Genomic DNA, 26,186 nt, shown 5'->3' with positions numbered 1-26,186 from the left:
AGAACAGGGTCAGACGGGCACATGTCACGTTCAAAGACGGCAAATCAATCAATACGGCCAAATCGACGATGTACGTTAGTCGTGGACGCTGCCCGTGTGAAATCGACCACCGATCGAGCACGGTGCCCGTCCGCGTCTTTTTTGATCAGCTACCAATTTGCCCATAGCTTACCTGTTTAACTTCCAGATTACCTGTTTTATTCGTCACTTTGCTTTTTCGGCGATTGGTCGCCGGGGGCTTCGGGCTCGCCGGACAGTGATCGTGAAACTGACGTCCTTGACCACCTGCAACGTGTTCGGCTCGCCGCCGCCACGGAAGACCACGCTGGCCGGTATGAAGGCGTTCACGGTGTCGCGCGGCGCGATGCTGGCCGCACTGTTGCTGACGGCCGGCTGCGCCGCGTCGCCGGCCTCGGCTCGGTCACCGACCCCGACGTCGACCGCGAGGCTGACCTCTCCCGATGTTGCTCAGCAACAGTCCATACGAGGCTGGGAAACTCCGCCCCCGCCCCCGCCCCCGCCCCCGCCCCCGCCCCCGCCCACGCGATCGAAGACTTCGCCGACCACTCCAGCCGACCGCGTGCCTGTTGGCCGCCGGCGTCGCGTTCGGCGGCGATCCGTTCCGCAACGTCCTACCCGACCTGGCGGATCGCCGCGAGCCCGAGTCGGATCGCCACCCCGCCCCCGGAGTCCTCGTCGGGTTCGAGGGTGGCGCGCGGCAGCGAGAGGTCGAGGTCGGGGTTGTGGGTGCGCACGCCGTGGCGGCGGGCGTCGGTTACCAGGGACTGGGGTGAGTAGAAGCCCGTGGGCTCGCAGGAGGCCGGCGCAGAACGCGGCGGGGTAGTAGCGCTTGAACCACGTGGAGGCGTAGACCAGCAGCGCGAAGCTCATGGAGTCCTTGCAGATGATCTTGTGTCCGATCAAGTGCGCGGAGAACGCACCGGGCCGCGTGTGGGCACTGTCTGGGGATCGCGGTGATCACATACGCACGTACTGCTCGATGTCTTCGCGGAACTCGGTGATGGCCGGGTCGGTGAGTGTGGGTCGAGTGTCGGCGATGGCGGCGAGGTAGTCCTCGGTGTTGGCGGGGGCATCGTGGCCGTGGACGACTTCGCGTTCGAACGCGGCCTGAGCACCCTTGCGGGCGGCGAACTCGATGTCGGCGGGCGTGAACATCTCGCTCGCCGCCACCAGCCGGCGCAGCTCGACGCTCTCGGCCGTGGGACCCAGGTAGCGCCGCCAGATCGCCGCCCGCGCCGCCGGGTCCGGGGGGCCGACCGGAATGACGTAGTCGAACCGGCCCGGGCGCAAGAACGCCGGATCGAGAGAGCGGACGGAGTTGGTGGCGCAGATCAGCAAGCGGTTGTCGTGGTCGCGGAAGCCGGGGATCAGTTTGAGCAGCTCATTGGTGACTCCGTGGCCAGGATCAACGGCCAGCCCGGACCGGACGCCGGCGATCTCCTCGACTTCGTCGATGAACAGCACAACGCTCTCGAGCCCCGCCAGATCGGCGAACACGTCCCGCAGTGAATTGGCCAGACCCCCTGCTCCCACCGACGCGAGCCTGGAAGGGAACAGCTCCACGAACGGCCACTCCAACCGGGAGGCAACAGCTTTGGCGAAACTCGTCTTGCCGGTGCCCGGCGGGCCGAAGAGAATGACTGCCTTCGGTGGCGTGACCCCATGCCGGTCTGCCACGGTGGGCTCGGCCAGCGGCAGCACGATCCGCCGCTCGATGGTTTCCTTCTCCTGCTCCATCCCGGCGAGATCGGTCCACAGGCCTCGCGGGAGAACCCGCCCGCCGAGCTCTGCGAGCAGCCCGGCGTCGCTGGCACCGAGATGCTCGACCTTCTCGTGAAACACCAACCCGGTGCGAGCGAGATAGCCGGAGTTTTCCAGGGCCGCGGCTCCCGTCGCGCCGGGAGGCAGCAGCGCACTGATCCGGCGTATCCCCTGAGCCCGCAGTCGCCGCTCGAGCTCGCCGACCAGGGAGCTGCCGATCCCGCGGTTGCGCCACAACCGGGCGAGCGCCACCCCCACGATCCACGCCCGCTCTCCCCGGGCCTGCGCGACTGCCATGCCCACCACGTCATCGCCGACTGCCGCGACCACGACGAGCTCGCCGGTCCGGGTCGCGTCGATGACCTCCGAAATCGGAAACACCGGAGGCGAATCGTCCGTCTGCCGGTCCTGATCCCAAAGCTGGATGACGCGGTCCAGATCGTCGTCGTGGAAGTCCCGCAATCGCCACGTCGGCACCATCACCACCTTACCGGCAACTCGCCGTCGCGCCCACGCCTTCGGGACGCAGCTGATCGCCGTACGCCCGGACGAGCCACGGTGCGCTCGCCGGACCGTGGCCGACCTGCGCGACGACCCCGAGGAGCTGATCGCCCCTTCCGATGTCGCTACACCGCGGATCCACGAGTCATCGTCCGCGCGAACAACCGCCTGTGCCATTCCTCGGCTTTCGCGCCACTGCGCTCGAGCGCCGCGATCATGGGTCAGTTCACGGCGTCCACGTACGTATAGACCGTGGCCAGACCGCGCCGGCGAGCCGCTCGGTAACCCGCGTGGACGAGCTGCCCACCGACAGGGCGAGCTCTGCGGCGATGTCACCGGCAGACGACCGAAACTGTCGGGGCCTCCCCGTAGTCTGCGGTCGATCACTCGGACGACTGGGGGACACACAGGTGAGCGACAGCAGGCAGCCCGAAACCGGATCGGGCGCCGACGAGACGAGCTTCCGGCCGGAGCCGGCCTGGGAGCAGTACGTGCACGTCCGGCGGGGTGGCTGGTTCTGCAAGGAGGTCGAGCTCGACCAGGGTGCGGCCGGCTACTGGCAGACCGTGCTCGAGCAGCTCGATCCGCGCGCCGAGGAGGCGCTCGGGATGCCAGAGAGCGACGCGGCGGTCGTCGCGGGTGTCCGTCGAGCGCGGGCGGGGGAGGCCGACGAGCTGGGTGCCGGTGCGCTGGCGATCCTGCGCGTGGACGGCCTGAGCTGGAACAGCGACGAGCGGCACGAGACCTGGCGCTTGGCTGACGCCTGGGTTCTGCGCCACGGTCTTGCCTTCGCCGTCCGGGCGGCAACCGCGGCCGCCCGGATCGACGACCACCGCCACTACGGGCCGGCGGCGGTGCGGCTGCACACCGGTTCCCGGACGTCCCTGCACGTGACGATGCACCCGCTGTTCCGGCGGCTGCGATCGATCCTCGCCGCGGCGGCCGAGGCCGACTACGAGGCCGCGACGCTCGCGCTCGCGGCGAACCGTACGCAGTTGGCGGCCCGGGTCGTCGCGTCCTATCTGGTCCCGACGCGCACCGACTGGACGGACGAGTTGATCGCCGAGATCGAGGGTGTCGACCCCTACCAGTTCGACTGGGAAGGGGTTCTGCTGTCCCTGAGCACCCCGGAGCAGGTCGCCGCTGTACACGGCGATCCCGTGAACTGGAAGTTCGCCGACGAAAGTGTCCGTTGCACGGTCACCGACGCGCTGGGGCCGGCCATCGCCCCGTCGCTGGCCCGGGCGATCGACGGCGATCCGAACGGCGGCGACTCGCGCAAGGAGATGCTGCGCTTCCTCGCCGGCCTGCCCACCGACCCGGCGTTCGGGCTGCTCGTGGCTCGGCTGGGCCAGAAGCACGTGGCGCCGGTCGTCGCCGAGGCGATGGCGCGCTTCCCGGCGCGAGCCGTTCGGATGCTGGCCGAAGCCGCCACCGGACAGACGAAAACCGCCGACGCCGCCGGGTTCCTGCTGCGCGGTCATGTGCGCACCCACCCGGACATCGTCGCCGAAGCGCTTCCGCGGCTGCCGGACGAGCAGCGCGCGGCGGTGGAGAAGGCGATGTCCGACGCCGACCGGTTGCCGGAGGCTCCGCTCGCGGCTTTGCCGCGGGTCTTGGCGACTCCGCCGTGGACGAAGAAGCGCGCGGCCGGCAAACCCACTGTCCTCAGCGGACTCGAGGCGCACGCCGAGCCGAAACTCCTGTGGGAGCCGGGTGAAGAAGCCAGGTGGGCGGGCGACCTCCGGCCCGGCGGAAGAACGGACTGGTCGAAGGAGATCGCCGCGTACGAGGCCGGAAGGCGCCACATGTGGTCCGAGTGGCGGCTGTTCGTCAACGGCCCGACGGCGTGGGTGGCCGAGAACCTGCCCCACTGGCGGCCCACGGACGTCTGGGGTGCCGAGAGCTGGGGTCGGCTGCTGCTGGGCCGGCACGGCCTGCTCGCCTACCGGCCGATCGTCGCGGCGGCGACCGCCCACCCCGGCCACGGCGAACTGCTCCTGCCTCTGTCGAGTCCGGAGATCGCCGAGCTGGTGGCGGATTGGTTCGTCCGGCTGAAGTCGGCCCGCTCGGTCGCTTCGGCCTGGCTGGGGCGGCACCCGGACGACGCAGCGAGGTACCTCGTCCCGCCCGCGCTGGGGCCGGCCGGGGCACGGCGGCGCGCTGCGGAGGCGGCGCTGCGCCAGCTGGCTCGGCAAGGAAACGGCGAGGTCGTCGCGCAGGCTGCGGCGGGCCATGGCCCCGAGGCCGCCGAGGCGATCGGCCGGTTGCTGGCCACCGATCCGCTCGAGGTTCTCCCCGCCCGGATCCCGGTGCCCGGCGCCTGGGCGAACCCCGTCACGCTGCCGCAGATCCGGCTGCGCGAGGACGGTCGCGCACTGCCGGACGCCGCGGCAGGGCACGTGATCACGATGCTCGCGCTGTGCCGGCCCGATGAGACCTACGCCGGAGTGCCGTACGTCCGGGAAACCTGCGATCCGAGGTCGCTCGCGGAGTTCGCGTGGGCGTTGTTCCGGGGGTGGGAGGGCGCCGGGTTCCCGGCCAAGGACGGCTGGGTGCTGACCGCGCTGGCGCTGCTGGGCGACGACGCCGTGGTGCGTGAGCTGAGCCCGCTGATCCGCGCGTGGCCGGGCGAGGGCGGGCACGCGCGGGCGACCGCGGCGCTCGACGTGCTCGCCGGCATCGGCACCGACCTCGCGCTGACGCACTTGAACTCCATCGCGCAGAAGGTGAAGTTCAAGGCGCTCAAGGTGAAGGCGCAAGAGAAGATCACTGCCGTCGCTGACGGGCTCGGCCTGTCCGCCGGCCAGCTGGCCGACCGCCTGGTCCCCACGCTGGGGCTCGACGAAGCGGCCACGGCGGTGATCGACTACGGCCCGCGCCGGTTCGTCGTCGGGTTCGACGAGCAGCTCAAACCGTATGTCACCGACCAGGACGGCAAGCCCCGCAAGGCGTTGCCGAAGCCGGGCGCGAAGGACGACGCCGAGCTGGCCGAGGCCGAGTACAAGCGGTTCGCCGCTTTGAAGAAGGACGTGCGCACCGTGGCCGCCGACCAGATCGCGCGGCTGGAGGCGGCGATGGTGCTGAGCCGGCGCTGGCCCGTCGCCGAGTTCGAGCAACTGCTCGCCGGCCACCCGCTGCTCTGGCACATCGTGCGGCGGCTGGTCTGGCGCACCACGGCGGGCGAGACGTTCCGTTGCGCGGAGGACCGCACGTACGCCAACGCCGAGGACGACGTCTACGTGCTGCCCCCGGATGCCGAGGTGGGCATCGCGCACCCGTTGGAGCTGGGAGCGGAGCTGGCGGCGTGGTCGGAGGTGTTCGCCGACTACGAGATCCTGCAGCCCTTCGCGCAGCTCGGCCGCCCGGTGGCCGAGCTGGACGACGCCGAGCGGGCCGCGACCACCCTCAAGCGCTTCGAGGGCTTGAAGGTGCCGGTCGGCAAAGTCCTGGGCCTGACGAAACGTGGCTGGGTGCGCGGCGAGCCGCAGGACGCCGGGGTGGAGTGCTGGATCCTGCGTCCGACCCCCGGCGGCGCCGCGGTGGTGGTCGACCTTTCCCCGGGCATCGCGGCCGGTGACGTGAGCTGGGAGCCGGAGCAGGAGCTCGGCAAGATCTGGCTGGACGAGGCACGCGGCAGTCATTGGCGGTCCGGTGAGGGCCGGCGGTTCGGCGAGCTCGACCCGGTAACGGCCTCCGAACTCCTCGGCGAGCTGAACGGGCTGACCCGGTGACCGCGAACCCGCAGCGGCCGCCGGCCGAAGCCCGCTACGCCGACGAGCTGGCTCGGCTGCGCGAGCAGGACACCGCGCCGCGTCCTCCGGGCTGGGCGCTCAGCCTGGCGGCGGCGCGCCGGTTCATCGTCGGCGACGAAGCCCAGGGCATCGGGCGCAAGTTCGTCGGCGACCCGTCGCTGATCGACCGTGCGCTGGTCACGTTGGCCACCAGCCGCGGGCTGATGCTCGTCGGTGAGCCGGGCACCGCGAAGTCCCTGCTGTCGGAGCTGATCGCGGCGGCCGTCAGCGGGGATTCGACGCTGACCATCCAAGGCGGCGCGGCCACCACCGAGGACCAGATCAAGTATTCGTGGAACTACGCGCTCCTGGTCGCCGAAGGGCCGTCGACGCGTTCGCTGGTGCCGGCGCCGATGCTGCGCGGGATGCGCGAGGGCGCCCTCGTGCGGTTCGAGGAGATCACGCGCTGCCCGCTGGAGGTGCAGGACTGCCTGCTGTCATTGCTGTCCGAGCGGGTGCTGGCGATCCCGGAGCTGCCCGGGGAAGCGGGCATGGTGTTCGCCGCCGAAGGATTCAACGTCATCGCCACGGCCAACACCCAGGACCGCGGCGTCAACGAGATGAGCGCGGCCCTCAAGCGCCGGTTCACCTTCGAGACCGTCTTCCCGATCGCGGACTTCGGCACCGAGCTGGATCTGGTCGAGCAGGAGGCGACCGCGCTGCTGGCCCGGTCCGGGGTCGAGGCCCCGCCACGCCGGGATGTGCTGGAGGTCTTGGTCACCACCTTCCGCGAGCTGCGTGGCGGATCGGCCGGCGACCGGGTGTCGGCGGTGATGAGCACGGCCGAAGCGGTGTCGGTCGCGCACGCGGTCGGTGTGCGGGGTTGGTACTTGCGCGGCGAAGCGGGTACTCCGGCCGACGTCGTGGCCTGCCTGGCCGGCACGGCCGCGAAGGACAACGCGGACGACCTGGCGCGGCTGCGCCGCTACCTCGAACAGCACGCGGCCCGCCGCGGCGCCGAGACCTGGCAGGAGCTGCACCACGCGCGGCACCTGCTGCCGGGCTGAAGGAGAGCGGGGTATGGGAGCGGTCTTCCTCGGCGTGCGGCACCACAGCCCGGCGTGCAGCCGGACGGTGGCGTCGGCCGTCGCCGCACTGCGGCCCGCGTATGTACTGGTGGAAGGGCCGTCGGACGTCAACGACCGGCTCGGTGAACTGCTGCTCGGGCACGAGCTGCCGATCGCGATCCACACGAGCTACCGCGACGAGCAACGCACCCGTTCGTCGTGGTCGCCGTTCTGCGATCACTCACCCGAGTGGATCGCCCTCACGGCGGGCACCGAGGCCGGGGCCGAGGTGCGGTTCATCGATCTGCCGGCCTGGCATCCGGCGTTCGACGGGTGGGACAACCGCTACGCCGACGCGGAGTTGCGCTATGCCGACGTGACCCGCCGGCTTTGCTCGGAGTTCGCGGTGGACAACCCCGACGCGCTCTGGGACCACCTCTTCGAAGCCGCTCCGGACGAGGACCTGGCCGAGCGGCTGAGCGCGTACTTCGACCTCGTGCGAGGGGACGCCGAGGCGAGCGAGCGCGACCAGGAGCGCGAGGACTACATGGCTTCGTGGGTTCGCGCTGCGGTCGCCGACGCGGGGGAGCGGCTGGTGCTGGTCGTCACGGGCGGGTTCCACACCGCGGCGGTGCGGCGGCTGGCCGCGAGTGGCGGCACCGCCTGGCCCGAGGTGCCGCGGCGGCCCGACGCGGCGAGCTACCTCGTGCCGTACTCGCACAAGCGGCTCGACGCGTTCACCGGCTACCAGTCAGGCATGCCTTCGCCCGGCTACTACCAGCTGCTCTGGGAGCGGGGTCTGGCCGGCGCCGGTCAGGGGCTGCTGGAAGCCGTCGCCCAGCGGCTGCGCAAACGGCGCCAGCCGGTGTCCACAGCGGACCTCATCGCGGCCCGCACGCTCGCCGACGGCTTGGCGAAGCTGCGCGGGCACGACCACCCCGCCCGGGTCGACGTTCTCGACGGCCTGCTCGGAGCCCTGGTCGCCGACGACCTGACCCAGCCGCCGCCGTGGACTGTCCGCGGACCGCTGCAGCCGGGCGCCCACCCGGTCGTGGTCGAGATGGTGGCCGCGCTCAGCGGGGAACGCGTGGGCCGGCTGCACGCGGACACGCCGGCGCCGCCGCTGCCCGGCCGGGTCGCGGCGGAACTGGCGGAGCTGGGCCTGGACGGCGCCGGTCCGGTCCGGCTGGAGCTGACCGGCGCACCGGGCCGACGCGCCAGCCGGGTGTTGCACTGCCTGCGGCTGCTGGGGATTCCCGGCTTCGACCGGCAGTCCGGTCCGGCCGGCGGCGCGGATCCGGTGGTCGTCGAGACCTGGCGGCTGACCCCCGGTGGCGCCCGCCTGCCCGCCCTGATCGAGGCGGCCGCGTACGGCGCGACGCTGCCCGAAGCGGCGTTGGCGGTGCTGCACGAGCGCATGCCCGGCGCGGATTTGCCCACGTTGGCGGGCGTCCTGTTCGACGCGGCGCTGTCCGGGGTTCCGGCCCTGCCCGAGTCCGTTGTGGACACGTTGGTCGCGGAGGTGGGCCGGGCGGACGACCTCGCGCCGCTCGGCGGTGCGCTGGGCACGGTGCTCGCGTTGTGGCGCCACGACGAGCTGTTCGGTCTCGCGGGCAGCCCGGCGGCGGCCGCGGTGCTGCGGGTGGGCGTCAACCGGGCCCTGTGGCTGGCCGAAGCCGTGCGCGGTGGCGCGGCCCCTGCGGAGCCGCGTCGGCTCGCCGCGGTCGTGGCGGTGCGCGACACGATCCGTCACGCCGAGCACGTCCTCACAGTGGACCGTGCGACGGCCGCCGCGGTCACCACCCGCGTTGCCGCGGACGCCGGCGTGCCGCCCGACCTGCGTGGCGCCGCGACCGGCCTGGCCTGGTCGCTGGGCACGGCCCCGGACCCGGAACGGACCCGGGCCGCGGTGCGGGACATGGCCGCGCCCGACACCATCGGCGACTGGCTCGCCGGGCTGTTCTGCCTCGCTCGCGAGGAGGTGCTGGAGTCCGATGGTGTGCTGGGCACGCTCGACGAGCTCGTGGGCGAGCTGACGGAAGCCGAGTTCCTGATCGCCTTGCCGGCGTTGCGCCTGGCCTTCGGCTACTTCCCGCCCGCCGAACGGGAGCGGATCGCCGAGCGGCTACTGGCCCGCCGCGGTCTCCGCGGATCGGGGCGCGGCCTGGTGCGACCCGGTCGGGTCGACCCGCTGGTGGTCGCCGAGGCGATGGCGTTGGAGGCCCGGGTGGACGCCCGCTTGGCCCGGGAGGGGCTGGCATGACCGATCTCGAACGCTGGCGGCTGATCCTCGGGCAGCCGGCGGAGCCGGCGACGGGCGGGCTCGACCTTGCCGGTGCGCGGCGGGACGCGGCCCTGTCGTGGCTCTACGACCGCGACGAAGAGCTGGCCGAGCGGGACGTGCGCGGCGGCTCAGGTGCGTCCGTCTTGTCCACAGTGGACTGGCTCGACGACGTGCACCGGCTGTTCCCGCGCGAGACCATCGAGCGCCTGCAGCGCGACGCGGTGGAGCGCTACGACATCACCGAGATCGTCACCGACCCCGACGTGCTGGCCCGGATCGAACCGAGCCCGGCGCTGCTGCGGGCGGTGCTGCGCACCAAGCACCTGATGAACCCGGATCTCCTGGCGATGGCGCGGAAGCTGGTCGAAGCCGTGGTGCGAGACCTGCTACGACGGCTGACCCCGGAGCTCCGCCAGTCGTTCACCGGCACCCGGTCGCGGCGCCCGAGCCGCCTCAAACAGGCGCGCGACTTCGATTTCCACCGGACGATCCGGGCGAACCTCGGGCGCTACCAGCCCGCCGAGCGGCGGCTGCTCATCGACAGCCCGAAATTCGCCTCCCGCACGCGCAAACATCTCGAGCGGTGGCAGCTGATCCTGCTCGTCGACCAGTCCGGGTCGATGGCCGGCTCGGTGATCCACTCGGCGGTCACCGCGGCGTGCCTCTGGGGCCTGCCCGGGCTGAAGACGCACCTGGTCACGTTCGACACCGCGGTCGTCGACCTCACCGAGGACGTCACCGACCCGGTCGAGCTGCTGATGAAGGTCCAGCTCGGTGGCGGTACGGACATCGCGAAGGCCGTCGCCTACGGCGCCGGGCTCATCGAGAACCCGCGGCGCGCGATCGTCGTGGTGGTCAGCGACTTCTTCGAAGGCGGCGACGAGTACCGGCTGGTGCACGACGTGCGCAAGCTCGCCGAAGCGGGCACGCACGTGCTGGCGCTCGCCGCGCTGGACGAAGAAGCGAGTCCGGTGTACGACCGCGCGCTGGCCCAACGGCTGGCCGACGTCGGCGCGCACGTCGGTGCGATGACGCCCGGGATGCTGGCGGAGTTCGTCGCGGAACGGCTCGGTTGATGCGGGCCGACCTCCTCGCGCTCACCCCGGACGCCCTGGCCGCACTCGCCAACCGCGGCCTGGTCAAGCGCGCGCAGAAGGACCTCGACGCCGGTCACGGCCCGGTCGTCGAAGCCGTGGAGAGCGGTGAGGTGCGCGGCCGGTTCGCCGACGGCATCGAGGTCGTCTTCCCGCCGGAAGGCGCACTCGACAGCGCGGCGTGCACCTGCGGCGCCCCCGGCGTGTGCCGGCACCGGATCGCGGTCGTCCTCGGCTACCAGCGCCTGCCCGCCGCGGCGCCCGAGTTCACGGCGTGGTCGCCGGGTGAGGTCGGCGACGACGTCCTGACCGCCGAATTCGGCGCGCGGGCAGTGACGGCGGCCCGTCGCGGGTGGCGAGCCGGGCTGGCCGTGCGGCTGCGCCGGGCGACCGCGACGGATCCGGTGGCAGTGGCCGAACTGCCCACGGCGACCGTCCGGTTCCTGGTGCCGGGCGAGCTGGGCTACGCGCATACCGACGCGACGGACCGGGCACAGCAGGTCGCGATCGCGGTGTGGGCGTTCCGGGAGGCCGACACGCGCGGCCTGGCCGGTGATGACATCCGGTTCGCGGTCGGCGGCCCGAGCACAGCACGGGTCGCGTCCGGGCCGGCGCTCGAGGTCGTCACGCGAGTGCTGTCCGAGGGGGTCGCGAACACGAGCCCGGTGCTGCGCGCCTCGATCGGCCGGATCGCCGACGATCTGGGAGAGTCCGGTCTGCGCTGGCCCGCGGCGGCGATGGCGGAGCTCGGTGAGCAGCTGGACGCTTACGCGGCCCGCAGCGCCAAGCACCGGATGGAGCGGTGCGCGGAGCTGCTGGCGGAACTGCCGGCGCGGTTCCGGGCGACTGGCGCACCGGCTTTGGTCCTGGGCACGGACGAACAGGCGGAGACGAGGCTGCGAAGGATCCGGCTGATCGCGCTGGGGGCGCGGGTGCGGGGTGCGCCAGGAGAGCGAGTGGCAGAGGTCTACTTTGCCGGCGACAGCTCGGTGCTGGTGCTGAAAACGCGATGGGACACCGGTGAGGAACCGGTGACCGGGCACGAACTGGCCCGCCGCCGGATCGCGGGCACGACGCTGGAGGCGCTGGCCACGTCGAACGTGGTGTCCGAAACAGCGGTGCGCAGCGCCAGCCGCGCATTGAGGCTGGGCACGGCCCGGATCGGCGCGATGTCGGTGACCCCGGTCGGCGCGGCGTGGGACGACCTGCCGGCGGTGGTCCGCGACTTCGCGGCAGCAGCCGAGCAGCTGGCGGACCTGCCCCCGAAGCTGGTCCGCCCGCGGGTCGAAGCCGAGGACATCGCGGTCGTGGAGATCGCCGAGGTGTGCGAACTGGGCTACCACCCGGGCGCTCAGCGTCTGGACGCGGTGATCGCGGACGCCGCGGGCGCGCGGGCCCGGATCACCGCCACCCACAGCGGAATCTGCCCGGGCCGCCTGGACGCGTTGCACCGAGCTTTGGCCTCGGGCCCGACCCAACTCAGCGGTGCGCTGCGTCGAGCCGGCCGCGAGCTTCTGATCGAACCGCTGGCGGTGCGCACGGAGGCCGGAGTGCTGGTCCCGGACCTGGCCGCCGACGGTCGCATCGAGCTGCTGGGGCCACCGCCCACAGTGGATCGGGACCCGCTGCGCACGGCGCTGACCGCGGCGGAGTCGGTGCTGGCGGAGGCAGCGCACCGAGGCCTCTCGCACGCGCCCCCGACGTTACGCACCCGAGCCGAGCACACCGCAGCGACGTTGGCCGGCGTGGGCTTGCGCGCGATGGCAGCGGCGATGACGAACCTCGCCACGGAGTGGACGGCGGATTCCTGGACGGTGGCACAGATCCGAATGCTGACGACGTCGGAACTCCGCTGACGTACGCCCGCGGAGGTGCGGGCCTGCCTAGCCGGCAGATGGTGCCCGACGGACATGATCGTGTCCCTGACGGGCGCCCACGCCATCCGTCGGTCGCCGGATCGAGCAGCAGATCGGAGCGCTTCGGTGGCCGACGGTGTCACGAAAGCTTCAGGTCAGTGGCGAAACTCAGTGTGGGGTTACGGGCCAACTCGGTCCTCGAATGCGCTTTAGCCCTACGGGGTGGGCGGATGGTCACATCGACGATCCGCTCTTTTGCGTTATAGGCCAGTTCCAGGCCGATCTCCTCGGGACAGCTCTTGCAGCCGAGCGGGGCTGGCGTTGAGTACTTGCCGACCGCCATCGCGGAGGGAGTCGACCAGCGGCTCGACATCGCCGCGTGTCAGTGACGCGCCTGTGGGAGTCCGCGCCGGCTCCTCTTGTGCGGCGTCGTGTTCTTCTTTTGCTCGGTTGAGCGGGTCGATCGGCGTCATCGGATCTGTGCCCGCTTCGATGGCCTGCGTCAGCCGTGTCTTGGCCTGGGTGAGACGGCGCTGGGGGTCAGTCGCGCGCTCTGGGTTCATGTTGACGTCGCCGGCCACTTCCAGCATTGCTTCCACGGTGGTGTCGCGCTGGTCCCCGACTGTTCCGCGGTGTTCCTTCCATCTTGCGCAGGCAGTGCGCGCACCGAACTCGCCCGCGAAATGCGTGCGTCCAGTTCGTGGTTTTCGGGCCGCATTCGGGCTTGCGCCGCGTTTCGAGCCCGTTGGCGGCCCGAGAGCGACGGGACAGCTGGACCGCGGTGAAGTCCTCGACCGAGATGATCGCCGGATGCGCAGGTTGGCGGGACCGCACAACGCGTTCCGGCGCCGTCCTCTTGAAGCGAGTCACATGTCCGGAGGCGATCCGGACGCCCGCGATCGCGCCGCCTTGAAGGTGATCGCGCTGTCGTTCTTCGCGCTGGCCGCCTACGTGAGCGTCGAGTCGATCCGTGGCCTGTTCGGTGCGGAGCCGGCGGAGCACTCCACGGTGGGCATCGTGCTGGCGGCGGTGTCGCTGCTGGTGATGACGTTCCTGTTCTACGCCCGGCGCCGCGCTGGCCGCGAACGCGGGTCCGCCAGCGCCGTCGCCGACTCCGAGCAGACCCTGCTGTGCACCTACCTGTCCGGCGTCCTGCTGGTCGGGCTGCTGCTCAACTCGCTGTTCGGCCGGTCCTGGGCCGACCCCGTCGTCGCCCTCATCATCGCCGCGGTCGCGGTCAAGGAGGGCCGCGAAGCCTGGCGCGGCGAACACTGCTGCTGAGCCCGCGCCCGGCACGCGGGTCGGCTCGTCGCCGGGGGTCACGGCTGTTCGTCGTCGCCCAGGCCGGCGTGTTCGAGGTCGAGCAGGCGCTGGATGCGGCGGCGGGTGGTGTCGGTGATCGTGCCGAGGTCGAACAGCCGCGTGAGTTCGGCCGCTTCGATGTCGAGCGTTTCCCGTCGCAGCGTGCGGTAAAGGTCGTAGCGGGTGGTGTCGGTGGGTTCGGTGTCCTCGTCGAGGCGGATGCGGTCGATGCGGGCTCGCCAGCTGCTGCGGAGCTGGTCGAGCACGAAGGCCGGCGCGGACTCGGTTTCGGCGAGGTGCTCGAGGTGGCTCAACCCGGCTTCGGCCAGGCGGAGCCGCGCGCGGTTCTGTTCCTGCCGGATGTCGGCCGGGTCGAGGGCGATGCCGGACCGGCGGACGAGCGGGGCGAGGGTGAAGCCCTGCACGACGAGGGTGATCACGATGACCGCGGAGGTCAGGAGGAGCACCAGGTCGCGGGCCGGCAGCAGGGAACCGTCGAGTGCCACGACCGGGAGTGACAGAGCGGCGGCGAGCGGGACCACGCCCCGGGCGCCGGCCCACGACACGACCGCGGGCACCTGCCACGAAACCGGCTGTCCGTTGCGGCGCTGGCGCAGTGCCGAGAGCACGAACACCAGGACCAGGCGCACGAGCACGAGGGTGACGGCGAGCGCGAGCGCTTGCAGCAGCCACCACGGGCTGCTCCCGGCGACGCGCCGAACAAGAGCGGGCAGCTGCAGCCCGATCAGGGCGAAGACCACGCTTTCGAGCAGGAACACGACGGTCTCGTAGACGGCGCCGACCTGAATCCGGATCCGCGCCGTGGTCAGGCGTTCGGCTTGGGTGCCGAGCAGCACGCTCGCCACGACGACCGCGGTCACCCCCGACCCGCCGACGGACTCGGCGAGCACGTACGCCGCATACGGCGTGACGAGGGAGACGACGGCTTCGAGCACCGGTTCCTCGGTGCGCCGCCGGATGACGAACGCGCCGGCCGCGATGAGCACGCCGACGATCAGGCCACCCCCGGCGAGGAGGGCGAACTCGCCCGCGGTGCGGCCCCAGGACACGGAGCCCCCGGCGACGACCATGAACAACGCGACGCGGAACAGCAGCAGGCTGGTCGCGTCGTTGAAGAGACTCTCGGCCTGGATGAGCGCCTGCACCCGCGGCGGCAGCGCGAGCCGCCGCGCCAGGGCGGTGACGGCGACCGGGTCGGTGCTGGCAAGGATCGCGCCGAGCACGAACGCCATGCCGACCGGCATCGGCGTCACCGCCACCGCCACGCCGACCACGGCCGCCGCCGAGAGCAGCACCAAGCCGACGGCGAGCGTCGCGACCGGGCGGCCCACGGCGCGCAGATCGCGCCAGGGCAGCTCTTCCCCGGCGGCGAAGAGCAGGGGCGGGAGCACGATCAGGCTGATCACATCGGGAGTCACCGTGATCGCAGGGACTCCGGGCAGCAGGCCGACCACCACGCCCGCGACGACGAGCAACGAGGGCGCGGGCACGCGGAGCCGGACCGCGAAGGTCGCCACGACCGTCGCGATCACGACGAGGAACAGCACTGTTTCGACCCCGCGCATGATCGGCCTCTCGTCCGTGTTCGTTGCCGACCAGACTTCCCGGCGCGCCCGGGGGAAACCTTACGGCAGAACACCCGCGGCCGAGGGCCGGAGCGGACCCCGCGTGGCGCGCCGGGCTCAGCGGACTGTCAACTTCGGGCCACGCAGCGTCAAGGAAGCGTGGTCGCCGGCTGCCGGCGGCGCACCGCGCGACACACTGCAGGCTGCGCTGCCCGGGCGGCACGGGAGAGGGTGAGCCGTGAACGGCCTTGAATACTCGGTGATGCTCATCGGTGGTTTTCTGCTGATCGCGCTTGTTCTCCGCGGTGCGCAGCGGTGGCTGGACACAGGCCGGCGGAACCGGGCCGGGCGCAAGCCGGGCCGCCGTGAGTGAGGTACCGGAACTTCCGGCCGGACGGTGCGGGTGTCTCCGGTGGCGAGGCGCGCGGTCAGGTGTCGGAAGGCGCGATCCCGCGGAACGCGTCCTGGGCCGCGTGGATGCAGCCGAGGATGTCGAGGGCGAGCTGCCCGGGCGGGCGATGCGCAGCCGACTCGGTGATGCGCAGGTCGACGACGGCGCCGTCGGGCGCGACCAGCACGCAGATGGAGCCGTCGTGGCTGTTGTGACTGATGAGGACGCTTCCGGCGCGCTGTCCGGGAATCCGGCTCGTGATCCGGGGGTCGGGGTCTGCTGGCATGGCGCTCCCGTCTGTGATCCGATCCTGCGACCATGACCCTTGTGGACGGTCCGGGAGTGAGACCGGCACAGCTCGTTGACGGCTCCGCCGTGGTTCTTCGCGTGCCTCTTACGCCTGGCGCGGCGACGGCACATCCGTGCCGCGCGGGCGTCCGGTGCTGCTGGAAAGCCGTAAGTTCGCCCGGTTCTTTCTTGCCTGGGGCCGTTCGGTGGGATTCGCTCCACTTCATGGGCAGAAATGGCGTTCGCGCGCACGCGGCTGAGGTGCGCCACGACGACCGGCCACCTGATCCGTCGCCGGCCTGACGCTCGGCGTCGGTGCCCGAGGTGATGGCCGGCTGACGAACCACATCCAACGGCGCCCCGTACCCCGAATCCATTGTGGATGGACCATGCCCGAAAACCGCGTCATCCTGGTCACCGGAAGCACCGACGGCATCGGCTACGAAACCGCGCGGCTGCTCGCCGCCGGGGACGCCACCGTCGTCGTACACGCACGCAACGAAGAAGAGGGATCGACGGCCTGCCAACGGCTCGTGAACTCCGGCGTCGACCCGCGTCGGCTTGACCCCGCGGTCGCCGACTTCGCCGACCTCCGCCAGGTAGCCGAACCTCGCCACCGCGGTCGCCGACACCTACCCGCGCCTTGACGTTCTGGTCAACAACGCCGGCATCGGCGGCGCCCATCACCGAGTCGTCACGAAGGACGGCCACGAGCAGACCTTCCAAGTCAACTACCTCGCGCCGTACCTGCTGACCCGGCTGCTCGAAGACCGGCTCGCCGGGTCGCCCGTCGGCCGCGTGGTCAATGTGAGCTCGTCGCTGCATCGCGGCGGCCGGATCAACTGGACCGACCCGAGCTGGAAGCGGCGCTACAACCGCGGAGCCGCCTACGCACAGTCGAAGCTCGCGCTCACGATGTTCACCGCCGCGCTCACCGAGCTGGCGCCCCGGATCGGGGAGGCCGTGAGCGTGCACCCCGGCATCATCGCGACCGGCATGCTCCGGCACTACAGCTACCGCGGCCGCCCGGTGAGTGACGGTGCCGAGGTCGTCGCCCGCCTCGCCGACCCCGACGCCAAGGTCCTCAACGGCTGCTTCTACGACGGGCGCCTCCCCGCCAAGGCCGCGTCGGCTGCGGTCGAGCCCGAAGCGGTCGGGAAGCTCTGGCGCGTCAGCGAGCGCCTGACCCTGCTCGACCAGCGCCGGCCCACCAAGGCCTGAACTGCGGTGGTGTGCCCGGGGTCGCGGGCACACCACCGGATGCACGGCGCTAACGGGTGCGCAGTCGATCGTGCTCCCCGGGGAATTGGCCGCCGCGGATGGCGACCACGAGCCCCGGCGCCCGAATCGATGGGGGTGAGCGACTATTCCGCGCACCAGCCGGTTACGGGCGCGAGCCGACGTATTTCCGACCAGGATTCACATTTTCGGCAGGGGATCGAAGGCGCGTAAAGATTTCTTGACGCTGTCGCGATGGTCTTCGCGGCTATGATCAACTACCTGGGCACTGGGGAACAACCAAATAAAGGGGGATCATCCATGCGTGCTTTTCGCGCCGTGGCCACGGGCGTCGCCGTGGCCTGCGGTCTCGTGCTGACCACTGTTCCGGCCGTGGCCGCGCCGGCTGGGACCGACGTCGTGGACGTGCTCCACAGCCTGGCCGACGCGGGCGCGCCCGCCGGTGGCGGCGCCCTCGACAGCCCGGAGGGCCGGCAGCTCGTGCAGGCGCTGCAGGACACGACTGGGGCTCGCCCGGAGCCCGCGGCCCGGCCGTCCGCGGCTGCGGCATACCCGGCCTGCCACGGCACTTTTCCGTCCAACGGCACAGCGAACATCACCGTGCAGTCGTCGGCGACGTCCGGAATTCCGTGGGTTGTCAAGCTGACCTCGCCGAACTCCCGGTTCGGCGTGGTGGTGATGTCGGCCCAGATCTACGCGAACAACCACCAGGCCAACGTATACGCGCCGCACACCGAGCCGTGGAACTACCAGTTCCACGGACCGCTGCCACGCAAGTTCCAGGTCGTCGGCGGCGGCACCTACACCATGCCGAAAGGCGCGACCGTCTCGTTCCTGTTCACCTGGCACTCCGCGGCGCACCCCACCGAAGGTGGCTACGCTTACCTGAACTGCACGTACAGCATCTGAGGTAACCCGAAAATGCAGACCGGTGACGAGACCGAGTACGTCGTCGAGGAATTCCGGCCCGTTCGGCACGACCTGCTCGCCGCCGGTCTGCGGGGCGAAGCCGGGGATCCCCACCGTATGGCCGGGGACCCGCGGTTGCTCGCCACTTTGCGCGTCGACGGCGAGGAGATCGGTGTCCTCGCCCTCGACCAGGCCGCGCGTCCGGCCGAGCGGCTGCGCGCCCTGGCCGACTTCGTACAGGACCTGATCCTCGAAAACCTCAGGCCCGCCGGACACAGCGTCGACTGGCCGCGCTGTCCCGAACGGACACACGCTCACCCGATGGTCGCCGCCCTCGCCGACGGCCGTCCACTGTGGACCTGCCCGCTCGACGCGGATATCGCCGTGCCCATCGGTGAACTCGCCGCTTCGACCTGACGAGTGCGCCCGGTCGCAGGCGTCCGTCGGCCCGCCGCCGTCGGCTGCTGGTTTCGCAGGTGAGCGAAAGTCCGGGCTATTCGGCCGCCGGGTCTTCCGGCTCAGGCGACGGTCGTGGGGCGAGCCACGCCGCCAGCACGTGTGCCACGACGACCGCGACGATCACCAGTGGCATCACGGCGAGGCCGTCGGAGGAGAGCAGCAGGGTGGCGAGCAGGACGGACGTCAGTGGCAGCCGCAGCAGCACCACGCACATCGCGCCCATGCCCATCGCCACCCCGGCGACGAGCGGCAGCCCCGGCAGGTGCGACAGTGCGATGCCGCCGGCCGCGCCGAGGAACATCGACGGGAAGACCGGCCCACCACGGAACGCGGACAGCGACACGCCGTACGCGAGTGACTTGCACGCGAGCAGCAGCACCAGTCCGGGCACGGTGTAGTCCGCGCTGTTCTCCAGGAGGGCGGGCAGCGAGGACTCACCTGAGAACAGCACGTCCGACAGCGTTCCGCCGGTGGCGGTGTACGCGATCGCGAGTCCGGCGACGGCCAGGCCTGCGACCGGTGTCATGAGCATGATGTTCCGGTCGATGTGCGGCTTCAGCAGCAGTGCGAGCCGGCGTACGCCGGTGCCCAGCAGCGCCGCGGCGACGCCGATGACGAGCGCCCAGCCGAATTGCGCGACGTCGGGGTGCGCGAACGGCGGCAGCTGCGGCAGTGCGAGCGACGCGGGTCCCAGCCCGGTCAGCGAGTCCAGGCCGATGAACAGCAATGTCCCGACGCCCGCGGCCAGCAAGCCCGGCAGCAGCACCAGCCCCATCGTCGCGCCACCCAGCCCCGAGGCCTCCATCAGCAGGAATGCCCCGATGATCGGCGACCCGAGCAACGCGCTGATCGCCGCGAAACTCCCCGTCGCCGCCACGACGGCCACCTCCTGCTGCGGCGCGTGCGGCCGGACCAACCGGGTCGCGCCCACGCCGAGCCCGGCTCCCAGCGCGATCAGCGGCGCCTCCGGCCCGAGGACGGCGCCCAGCCCCAGTGTGGCCAGCGCGGCGAGGAGCACCCCGGGCAGATCCACCGGCGTGGGCTGCTGCCCCGATTCGATCCCCCCGATCGGTGCGTGCCCGCCCGCGCCCGGCAGGTAGCGGACGGCCAGCGCGACGAGCACCCCGCAGAGCGCGAGCCACGGCACCGGCCACCACAACGGCGGCCCCGCGAATCCCCACGCGCGCGGCAAGTCCGCGTACAGCCACTCTTGCACGGCACCGACGAATTGCAGGAAGAAGTACGCCGCCGCCGAAATCGGGACACCGATCAGTGCCGCGAGCACGAGGAGGCGCACGTACGCGCGCGAACGCAGCTGCGCCGCGGCACCGGTTTGGGCCGGTGCGGCCGCAGAGCCGCCGGCCGGCGGTGGCGCTGCCGTGTCCGCCATGCTGTGCCCCTCATCGTTGGCCTTCGCCGGGTCGATGCCGCGACCGGACCACCACGCGGGCACAGCACCCCTGTCTCACGGTGCTCACGGTCGGTTTCCGTGCCATCGCCTGCCCCGGGTGACCCCGAAAAGACGTGGACGGAATGTGCGCCCAGCGGGCCGAACGGAAGGCGCGCCGGTTCATCGGCAGGACCCCAAGCCGGATGAAGATGGGCGTGGGCGCGGAACTTCGTCCTGGTGACGACCGAGGGCGCCCCACCGCGCGGACCGGCCGGGTGGCCAGGCGCGGGTGTCGAGAATCTCGCGCACATCATGCGATCTGCTGACATTCGGTGCATGGCCCGCGAAAGCCGTTGCGGCACCGGACATTGGGCGCCGAGGTGGAGGCTGTCGGCACGCTGGATGTGCTTCCCGAAATCAAGAACGCGGCGTCGAGCGGCAACTGGCTTACCAGTGCGGCTCATCCTCCATGGATGATGCCCGACCTTCGCGGAAACGGTGACGATGATCCGGAACACGACCGGAGGCCGCGATGGGTTGTCTCTCGGCGCTCTGGCTTGCTGTTCGCGGCGCTGGTTCATGTGCTGTTGTACACCCGGCGTGGGACTTGGCGTCGCGACCCAGCGCAACCAGTTTCGGCGCAGCGCGTGCTCAGTCAGCTCGAGGACGATCCGCCTCTTGTGGCCGGAGATCCGGAGCGGACGACATGAAATGGGCGTTCCGCGCGGTCGTGATCGAAGTGGAGGCAGAGATGACATCAACAGCTCAGCCGAGGCCGGCGGATGTACTGGTGGTTTTCGGAATCACCGGAGATCTGGCGAAGGTGATGACCTTCCGGTCGCTTTACCGGCTCGAGGCCCGCGGCCTGCTCACGTGTCCCGTCGTCGGGGTGGCGGCCGACGACTGGACCCTCGATCGGCTCGTCGAACGGGCCCGGTCGTCGATCGAAGCGACCGGCGACCTCGACAAGGCGGTGTTCGACCGGTTCGCAGCCAAGCTGTCCTACGTCAGCGGGGATTTCAACGACCTCGCCATTTACGAGCGGGTGAGCGATGCGGTGAAAGGTGCGAGGACTCCGGCGTTCTACCTGGAGATTCCGCCGTTCCTGTTCGGACGGGTGGTCAAGGGCCTGTCGGAGGCCGGCCTGGCCGCCGGCGCCCGGTTCGTCGTCGAGAAGCCGTTCGGGCACGACCGCCAGTCCGCGCGTGACCTGGCCGACGAGCTGCACGAGTACATCGACGAATCGCAGCTGTTCCGGATCGACCACTACCTGGGGAAGATGGGGCTGGAGGAAATTCTTCACCTGCGCTTCGCGAATGCCATCCTCGAACCGTTGTGGAGCCGCAATTACCTCGAGTGCGTGCAGATCACGATGGCGGAGAGCTTCGGCGTCGAGGACCGCGGTCATTTCTACGATCCGGTCGGCGCGCTGCGCGACGTTGTCGTCAACCACCTGATGCAGGTGGTCGCAGCGGCCGCGATGGAGCCACCGTCACGGGGAGACCCCGTGACGCTCAAGGAGTCGCAGGTCGGCTTGTTCCGGGCAGTGGAAGAGGCCGATCCGGCTCACTACGTGCGCGGCCAGTACGACGGCTATCTCGATATCGACGGCGTTGCGCGCGATTCGACCACCGAGACGTACGCGGCGCTGCGGCTCGACATCGAGAACTGGCGTTGGGCCGGTGTGCCGTTTTTCATCCGGACGGGCAAGCGGCTTCCGGTGACGCAGACCGAGCTGCGGCTGGTGTTCAAGCGTCCGCCCAAGCTGGGTTTCGGGCTGGCCGGCCATGCGGCGCAGCCGAATCAGCTTGTGCTGAAGCTCGATCCGTCGACCGGCGTCCGGATCCAGGTCGACGCGCGTCGTGCCGACGTGGCCCGGATCGCGCCGATCGAGCTCGACATGGAGTTCGCCGAGGAGGGTGGCGAGGGTCCGACGCCGTATGAGGTCTTGCTGCACGCGGCGATGATGGGGAACAGCACGCGGTTTTCCCGGCAGGACAGTGTCGAGGAGACCTGGCGGGTCATGCAGCCGCTACTCGACGCGCCGCCGCCGGTGCATTCCTACCGGCCCGGCAGCTGGGGCCCGGCCGCGGCCGACGAGGTCCCGGCCGGCTTCGGCGGCTGGCGGGCGCCCTGGACGCCACGCTGATCGGGGTCAGCCGAGGCCGCAGTGCGTTGGCCATGGCCGTCAGTGCCGGGTCGACCCGCCGATGCTCGGTGCCAGCGCCGTCTCGATGGGTTCTCGCCGCGGTACATCGGTGCGGAAGACTTGCCCACCATCTGCAGATTGCTATCGGGTAGTCGGCGTCGGCGAGGGATAAGTCGTTGAGGCCCAGCGTCTTCTGGAACAAGGCGTCGTTCTTCTCGTCGAGATCTACGGTCGGCCCCGCGCGCCCTCCCGAAACCGTCCACGCACGCGACCCGTCGCCGCGACACGCGCAGTGCCATAACGGATTTACACAACCGGCGAAGTCGGGCTGGTATCGGTCGACGCGGGAAACTGAAAGCGGTTGCGGTCGGCGGTGAATATTCGGGCCGGTGAATTGAATAATCGCACCATTTTCCTTTATTCATACAAAAGAGACTGTGATTTCAGTGCCGTCCTCGGCGGATCGCCGTTCAATGGTGGTCCGACGTTTTTGGCCTGGCGCCGGGGCTCATCTTTCGCGGGTGATGGTTGTGGTGCGGAGGATGTTGCACCATGGCCTGCGCCGGGGTGGCGTGCGGAGGCTGGAAAGCCGTCCTCGGCGGCGGCTTCGGGAAGTGCCGCCGTTGACCGCCCGATGCACTCGCTTGACGGGAGAACGTCGAGATGCGGCTCGTAGTGGACCTGACCCGATGCCAGGGGTACGCGCAATGTGCGTTCCTGGCCCCGAGCGTCTTCACCATGTACGGGGATGGAGAGGCACTGCTCTACGACCCCGATCCCAGCGACGAGCAACGGGAGCGGGTGCTGCGGGCGACGGCCGCGTGTCCGGTACAGGCCATCGTCCTCGACCGGGGGCCGGCCGAGAACGGCGGCCGCGCGGCTGCGGCGCGCCGCGACGGCATGAACGAGGAGTTCCTGCGGACCGGGCGGATCGTGATCGTCGGGGCCTCACTGGCCGGGACGCGGGCTGCCGGTGCGCTGCGCTACGAGGGGTTCACCGGGTCGCTGACCGTGATCGGCGATGAACCTCACGACCCCTACGACCGCCCCCCGCTGAGCAAGCAGGTGCAGCAGGGTGGGGTGCCGGCAGGGCACACCGGGCTGCCGCGCCGCCGGGCCATCGACGCCGACTGGCGGCTGGGCGTCGCGGCCACCGGGCTGGACCTGGCCGGCAAGCAGGTGCGGCTGGCCGACGGCACATCCGTCGGCTTCGACCGGCTGCTGATCGCGACCGGCGTGCGGGCCCGGCCGTGGCTGGTCCCGGCCGAGGCTGCACTGGACGGGGTGTTCGTGCTGCGCACCCGCGAGGATGCCGAGCGGCTGCAGCGGCAGTTGGCCGGGCGACCGGGCCGAGTGCTGGTCATCGGCGCCGGGTTCACCGGCTCGGAGGTCGCCTCGGTGTGCCGCGAGCTCGACCTGCCGGTCACCGTGGCCGAGGCCGGCCCGGCACCCCTGGTGGCCGCGCTGGGCGGACCGATCGGCGCGATCGCGGCCGACATGCAGCGCGACGCCGGTGTCGATCTGCGGTGCGCGGTCAGGGTCACCGCGCTGGAAGGGGAGAACGGGCGGCTGCGGCGAGCCCGGCTGTCCGACGGCAGCACCCTCGAGGTCGAGGTGGCGGTGGCCGCGCTCGGCGGGATCCGCAACGTCGAGTGGCTGGAAGGCTCCGGGCTGGCGGCCGGCCGGTGGGGCGTGGCCTGCGACGCCGGCTGCCGCGCGTTCGACGCGAACGGCCTGGTGACCGACGACGTCTTCGCCGCCGGCGACATCGCGCGTGCCCCGCAGCCACTGTTCGGCTACCAGCTGCTGGCGCTCGAGCACTGGGGCAACGCGGTCACCCAGGCCGAGGTCGCCGCCCACAACATGCTCAGCGACGAGACGCACCGCTGGCCGCACTTGGACGTGCCGATCTTCTGGTCCACCCAGTTCGGCACCGAGATCAAGTCGGTCGGCGTGCCGAGCGTCGCAGACCAGGTCGTCATCACGCAGGGCTCGGCGACCGACCGCCGGTTCGTCGCCGCCTACGGCCTGCGTGGCCGCCTGGTTGCCGCGGTCACCTTCAACCAGAGCAAGTGGCTGGGGTTCTACCAACGGCAGATCGAACGCTCCGCGCCCTTCCCGCCCGCCTGGCACACCGTCGACCAGCCCGCCGAACAGGCTGTGGTGCCCGCCGAATTCCCCACCCAGCCGATCCCCACCCAGAGCGCCACCGTCGTACTCACGGGCCACGACCCGGCCGAGCGGCGCGCGACTCTCCGGTCGCCCTGACCCGTCACCGCGACTGCCCGATCAGCCCCACGAACCGCATGAAGGAGGCCGCCGTCATGGTCACGACCGCGCCGCCGAGCGTCTTCTCGCAGGTCCTCGACTATGCGAACCGAGCCGATCCCTATCCGCTGTACGCCGAACTGCGCAAGACCCCGGTGGCCCGCCAGGACGACGGCAGCTACATCGTCTCCACCTACGCCGAGATCGTGGCGCTGCTGCACGATCCGCGGATCAGCTCCGACCTGCACAACCTGCCCGAAGCGGCCGCCGCGTCCGAGGACCCCCCGGGCCTGCCTCCGTCGTTCATCCGCCTCGACCCGCCCGAACACGACCGGCTGCGGCGCATCGTGACCCGCCACTTCGGCCCACCCCACACCCCCGACCGGGTCGACGGCATGGTGCCCGACCTGCGCCGGATCGTCACCGGGCTCATCGACGGCCTCGCCGGCTCCACCGAGGTCGACATCGTCGACCAAGTCGCCTACCCCTTCCCGGTCACGGTGATCTGTGAGCTGCTCGGTGTGCCGCGCGAGGACGAACCCCGCTTCCACACGTGGGTCGAGGCAATCGTCGCGGCGCTCGACCCGGGGGTCGGCGACCCCGCCGAGGTGCAGCGCAAGCGTGCGGCGGCCGCGCAGGAGATGGTCCAGTATTTCGCCGGGCTCGTCGACGGCCACCGCCGATCTCCCGGTGCCGACCTGCTCTCCGCGCTGGCCACCGACGACGGCCCCGAGGGGCGCCTGACCGACGGGCAGCTGCTCGCCACCTCGTTCCTGCTGCTGATCGCCGGGCACGAGACCACCGTCAACCTGATCACGAACGGCACCCTCACCCTGCTGCGCCACCCCGACGTGCTCGAACGGCTGCGCCACGAACCCGAGCTGGTCATCCACCTGGTCGAGGAACTGCTGCGCTACGAGCCGCCCGTGCACTTCATCCCCTGGCGGGTGGCCCTCGACGACATCGAGATCGCCGGCACCACCATTCCGAAGGGCTCCCGGGTCGTGCTGGTCCTCGCCTCGGGCAGCCGCGACCCCGAGCACGTCCGCGACCCCGACCGATTCGATCCCGATCGCTTCAGCCCCGACCGGTTCGGCCTGGCCCGCGACACCAACCAGCACCTCGGCTTCGGCGGCGGCATCCACTACTGCTTCGGCGCACCGCTCGCCCGGCTGGAAACCCAGATCGCGCTCGCCGAACTGGCCCACCGGCTGGCCAACCCCCGCCTGCTCGCCGACCCACCGCCGTACCGGACCAACCCGGTCCTGCGCGGCCCCCGCCACCTGCCGGTCGCGATCGACGGCATCACCCCCGCCCGAATCTGACCGCAGACAAAGGTCACAGAAACCGAGGCTGCGGCGTCGTCGCGAAGCTCGATGCGCTCCCCGCCGTGTCTGCGACGGAACCGCTTCTGCCTGCGATTTGTGATGATTTCCTGACCGGCGTCCGCGGGAGTAGCTGCGGTGCGAGGTCACTTCGATGCGTGATTTCCGGTTTCGGCTATGGTGCGTCGTTGGCCGGGCATCCCCGAGGATCGGCGGTGACTGCCGTGGGCACAGTGCCCGGCGGGCCGAGGCGCACGGCCGCGTGGCACTCCGGAGAAAACGGACCTGTCCACCTTTCCGCTGTTGACTGCCGATCGTGGTGACGTTCATCCGGCCGCGGCCTGGGCGTGATCCCTCATCGAGGCTTGCGATTGTCGTTACATGAGTGTCTGAACGGAGACCGGACGGCCCGGCAGCACCGACGCCGAGGACGTCGTGCGGCGGAACGTCCGGACCCTCGCGCGCAACTGGCCTAGCTGTGATGTCCGGGGACGTTGTTCTCGGTTGAGGTGAGGTCGGCCTGTCGTGCAGACAGGCGAAGGCCTCCGGTTGTGAAGTGGAG

General features: G+C 70.9%; 18 protein-coding genes and 1 pseudogene. 13 read left to right on the top strand and 6 right to left on the bottom strand.

What is annotated here, in order from left to right:
* Positions 1 to 632: 632 nt before the first annotated feature.
* Together AB0878_RS46545 and AB0878_RS46540 are read right to left on the bottom strand one after the other, a co-directional pair.
* The gene (locus AB0878_RS46545) at positions 633 to 755 is read right to left on the bottom strand and encodes a hypothetical protein (RefSeq protein ID WP_366589375.1); all 123 of its coding nucleotides are present in this window, start codon (positions 753 to 755) and stop codon (positions 633 to 635) included.
* Between the two features lie 223 nt (positions 756 to 978).
* Positions 979 to 2,262 (bottom strand): bifunctional GNAT family N-acetyltransferase/ATP-binding protein, encoded by a 1,284-nt coding sequence (locus AB0878_RS46540; protein ID WP_366589372.1) that lies wholly within the window; start codon positions 2,260 to 2,262, stop codon positions 979 to 981.
* A 431-nt stretch (positions 2,263 to 2,693) separates the two neighbouring features.
* Here AB0878_RS46540 and AB0878_RS46535 point away from each other — a divergent pair, with 431 nt between their 5' ends.
* From AB0878_RS46535 to AB0878_RS46515, 5 genes are read left to right on the top strand one after another with little or no spacing between them, the layout of a single operon-like run.
* Positions 2,694 to 6,017: a DUF4132 domain-containing protein gene (locus AB0878_RS46535; RefSeq protein WP_366589369.1), complete on the top strand. Its 3,324-nt coding sequence runs from the start codon at positions 2,694 to 2,696 to the stop codon at positions 6,015 to 6,017.
* Positions 6,014 to 7,084 (top strand): AAA family ATPase, encoded by a 1,071-nt coding sequence (locus tag AB0878_RS46530; protein ID WP_366589367.1) that lies wholly within the window; start codon positions 6,014 to 6,016, stop codon positions 7,082 to 7,084. Before AB0878_RS46535 ends, AB0878_RS46530 begins: the two co-directional genes overlap by 4 nt.
* A 13-nt stretch (positions 7,085 to 7,097) precedes the next feature.
* Positions 7,098 to 9,347, top strand: a complete 2,250-nt coding sequence (locus AB0878_RS46525; protein ID WP_366589365.1) for a DUF5682 family protein — start codon at positions 7,098 to 7,100, stop codon at positions 9,345 to 9,347.
* On the top strand, positions 9,344 to 10,444 hold the full coding sequence (locus AB0878_RS46520) for a VWA domain-containing protein (RefSeq protein ID WP_366589363.1): 1,101 nt from the start codon (positions 9,344 to 9,346) through the stop codon (positions 10,442 to 10,444). Before AB0878_RS46525 ends, AB0878_RS46520 begins: the two co-directional genes overlap by 4 nt.
* On the top strand, positions 10,444 to 12,318 hold the full coding sequence (locus AB0878_RS46515; RefSeq protein WP_366589360.1) for a hypothetical protein: 1,875 nt from the start codon (positions 10,444 to 10,446) through the stop codon (positions 12,316 to 12,318). The genes AB0878_RS46520 and AB0878_RS46515 overlap by 1 nt, the downstream gene beginning before the upstream one ends.
* 260 nt (positions 12,319 to 12,578) lie before the next feature.
* Here the strand turns inward: AB0878_RS46515 and AB0878_RS46510 are convergent, their stop codons facing one another.
* The gene (locus AB0878_RS46510) at positions 12,579 to 12,908 is read right to left on the bottom strand and encodes a hypothetical protein (RefSeq protein ID WP_366589357.1); all 330 of its coding nucleotides are present in this window, start codon (positions 12,906 to 12,908) and stop codon (positions 12,579 to 12,581) included.
* Between the two features lie 283 nt (positions 12,909 to 13,191).
* Between AB0878_RS46510 and AB0878_RS46505 the strand changes: the two are divergent.
* Positions 13,192 to 13,599 (top strand): annotated as a pseudogene (locus AB0878_RS46505) (cation transporter); the annotation flags it as partial.
* A gap of 38 nt (positions 13,600 to 13,637) precedes the next feature.
* Here AB0878_RS46505 and AB0878_RS46500 read toward each other — a convergent pair.
* On the bottom strand, positions 13,638 to 15,206 hold the full coding sequence (locus AB0878_RS46500; protein ID WP_366589355.1) for a Na+/H+ antiporter: 1,569 nt from the start codon (positions 15,204 to 15,206) through the stop codon (positions 13,638 to 13,640).
* A 428-nt stretch (positions 15,207 to 15,634) separates the two neighbouring features.
* Positions 15,635 to 15,883: a hypothetical protein gene (locus AB0878_RS46495; protein ID WP_366589352.1), complete on the bottom strand. Its 249-nt coding sequence runs from the start codon at positions 15,881 to 15,883 to the stop codon at positions 15,635 to 15,637.
* A gap of 391 nt (positions 15,884 to 16,274) precedes the next feature.
* Between AB0878_RS46495 and AB0878_RS46490 the strand changes: the two genes are divergently transcribed.
* From AB0878_RS46490 to AB0878_RS46475, 4 genes are all read left to right on the top strand, one after another.
* Positions 16,275 to 16,532: an SDR family NAD(P)-dependent oxidoreductase gene (locus AB0878_RS46490; RefSeq protein ID WP_366589349.1), complete on the top strand. Its 258-nt coding sequence runs from the start codon at positions 16,275 to 16,277 to the stop codon at positions 16,530 to 16,532.
* Positions 16,533 to 16,536: 4 nt separating this feature from the next.
* On the top strand, positions 16,537 to 17,106 hold the full coding sequence (locus tag AB0878_RS46485; RefSeq protein ID WP_366589428.1) for an SDR family NAD(P)-dependent oxidoreductase: 570 nt from the start codon (positions 16,537 to 16,539) through the stop codon (positions 17,104 to 17,106).
* Between the two features lie 318 nt (positions 17,107 to 17,424).
* The gene (locus AB0878_RS46480; protein WP_366589346.1) at positions 17,425 to 18,033 is read left to right on the top strand and encodes a hypothetical protein; all 609 of its coding nucleotides are present in this window, start codon (positions 17,425 to 17,427) and stop codon (positions 18,031 to 18,033) included.
* A 12-nt stretch (positions 18,034 to 18,045) separates the two neighbouring features.
* Positions 18,046 to 18,450, top strand: coding sequence for a hypothetical protein (locus tag AB0878_RS46475; RefSeq protein WP_366589344.1), 405 nt, complete (start codon positions 18,046 to 18,048; stop codon positions 18,448 to 18,450).
* 76 nt (positions 18,451 to 18,526) lie between these two features.
* Here the strand turns inward: AB0878_RS46475 and AB0878_RS46470 are convergent, their stop codons facing one another.
* Positions 18,527 to 19,882, bottom strand: a complete 1,356-nt coding sequence (locus AB0878_RS46470; RefSeq protein WP_366589342.1) for a chloride channel protein — start codon at positions 19,880 to 19,882, stop codon at positions 18,527 to 18,529.
* A gap of 706 nt (positions 19,883 to 20,588) precedes the next feature.
* Between AB0878_RS46470 and zwf the strand changes: the two genes are divergently transcribed.
* The 3 genes from zwf (at position 20,589) to AB0878_RS46455 (ending at position 25,624) form a co-directional block, all read left to right on the top strand.
* A complete protein-coding gene (gene zwf / locus AB0878_RS46465; protein WP_366589339.1) occupies positions 20,589 to 22,031 on the top strand; it encodes a glucose-6-phosphate dehydrogenase in 1,443 nt (480 codons plus the stop codon).
* Positions 22,032 to 22,694: 663 nt separating this feature from the next.
* The gene (locus tag AB0878_RS46460; RefSeq protein ID WP_366589336.1) at positions 22,695 to 24,299 is read left to right on the top strand and encodes an FAD-dependent oxidoreductase; all 1,605 of its coding nucleotides are present in this window, start codon (positions 22,695 to 22,697) and stop codon (positions 24,297 to 24,299) included.
* 56 nt (positions 24,300 to 24,355) lie between these two features.
* Positions 24,356 to 25,624 carry a cytochrome P450 gene (locus AB0878_RS46455; protein WP_366589334.1) on the top strand — a complete coding sequence of 423 codons (1,269 nt, stop codon included), beginning with the start codon at positions 24,356 to 24,358 and terminating at the stop codon, positions 25,622 to 25,624.
* The last annotated feature ends 562 nt before the right edge of the window (positions 25,625 to 26,186 follow it).

Source organism: Amycolatopsis sp. NPDC047767 (assembly GCF_040704195.1).
GTDB lineage: Bacteria > Actinomycetota > Actinomycetes > Mycobacteriales > Pseudonocardiaceae > Amycolatopsis.
This window is presented reverse-complemented; position numbering and strand designations above follow the sequence as displayed.